The organism is Leuconostoc sp. (genome assembly GCF_965300815.1).
In genome coordinates this window covers 2,726-3,871 of the sequence record NZ_CBDKZH010000119.1, presented here as the reverse complement: position 1 = coordinate 3,871, position 1,146 = coordinate 2,726, and the positions used below count along the sequence as shown (strand labels likewise).

General features: G+C 42.2%; 3 protein-coding genes. All 3 read left to right on the top strand.

Features of this window, described 5'->3' with window-relative positions:
* A partial coding sequence (locus ACW12G_RS06930; protein WP_455647599.1) for a CAP domain-containing protein occupies window positions 1-354 on the top strand: 354 nt, incomplete at its 5' end.
* A 10-nt stretch (window positions 355-364) separates the two neighbouring features.
* Window positions 365-715, top strand: coding sequence for an NlpC/P60 family protein (locus ACW12G_RS06925; protein ID WP_029510302.1), 351 nt, complete (start codon window positions 365-367; stop codon window positions 713-715).
* Window positions 716-919: 204 nt separating this feature from the next.
* A partial coding sequence (locus ACW12G_RS06920; RefSeq protein WP_455647598.1) for a LysM peptidoglycan-binding domain-containing protein occupies window positions 920-1,146 on the top strand: 227 nt, incomplete at its 3' end.

Genomic DNA, 1,146 nt, shown 5'->3' with positions numbered 1-1,146 from the left:
GTCGCTTCTTCAGCTGTTCAAACGATTTTGAACTCATTGAACGCAAAGCGTGCAGCGCTTGGTTTGGCGCCTGTTCGTTTGGATGCTGGTTTGTCAGCGCGTGCCCAAGCGCGTGCCTATAACGCTGTGAATAATGGCGGATTACCATCAAATCACTTCAGTACAAATGGTGAAGTTGTTGCCATTGGTTGGAGTGCTGGTACAGTGATCGATGCTTGGTACAACGAAACCAACATGATGACAAATGGCACACCAGGACACCAAATGTGGGTTGCTAACGCACGTGCCTCAGCTGTTGGCTTTGGTATTGTGGGTAACACAATTGTCGGTGTATCTGACGCCGGTCAATATTAATATATGACGCATGGCTAATAATTGGCTAGATATCGCACTAACGCAGTTGGGGAAAACATACCAGTCCTCAGGTGCGTTTGTTGCTTTTGTCATGAACACGTCCAACATCAAAGCTGATGGTCAAACGGGTCATTGGTCACAAGACCTGATTGATTTACTTTATGATGTGTATGAACTTAATACTGTTGAAAATACGCGACCGGGAGATTTGTTGTTTTGGGGAATTCCTGAACAGCCTTATAGTGTTGGCATCTATGTCGGTGGCAGCCATTATATTGCTGTTGATGAAAATGACGCCCAGGTTAAGATTCAGACGCTGAATCAGAGTTGGTATCCGACATTTGCTGGCACAGTGCTTTAGATTTGGTTTGAAACCAAAAAGAAATGTAATTGTCACAAAAGACATTTAAAATCCTTTTTTGTGACATGTTTGTGTTCTTGATAACGAAGTGAAAAGAATGCACAACATCTACGTTATGCTAATTTGGTACACTTATCATTGTCGAGAAGACCTCAAACAATGATACTTAATCAAGTCTTTAACTTTTAAGGAGTTACCTATATTATGAAAACATCTACTATGCTTAAATCTGCTGTTGCTGCCGGCGCATTTGCTGTTGCTGGGGTGGCAACAGCAAATGCTGATACAATTACTGTTCAAGCTGGTGATACTTTATCAAAGTTAGCGCGTGCCAATGGCACAACTGTTGATGCCTTAGCAAAGGCCAACGGTATTTCAAATCCTAACTTGATTTTTGTTGGGCAACAATTACAAACTGAAGGGACTGCTAA